The sequence below is a fragment of the Mesorhizobium sp. Arg314 genome (assembly GCF_053714275.1).
On the sequence record NZ_JBSKBP010000380.1, the window covers coordinates 1 to 225 of the forward strand.

Sequence of the window (225 nt, forward strand, 5' to 3'; positions counted from 1 at the left end):
AGCCTCTCATTTCTCCTAGTCAAGAAAATGTTGGAACCGCTTCCGGTAATTCGATATTGATATAGGGATCACCAGCGGTTCCGACGCTTGTTTTAGGTGCAGTAAATGAGCAGCACGGTTCGGTTGTCAGACGTCGCCAAATTGGCAAAGGTTGGCGTTGGAACCGCTTCGCGAGTTTTGAATGGCTCGGCCAATGTTTCGGCAGCAACACGAAAAAAGGTTTTG

Annotated in this window: 1 protein-coding gene; it reads left to right on the plus strand. The window is 48.4% G+C overall.

Features of this window, described 5'->3' with window-relative positions; all coding sequences use genetic code 11:
* Positions 1-105: 105 nt before the first annotated feature.
* Positions 106-225: LacI family DNA-binding transcriptional regulator (locus ACWGS9_RS35950; protein WP_454509581.1), on the plus strand; the 120-nt coding region annotated here is incomplete at its 3' end.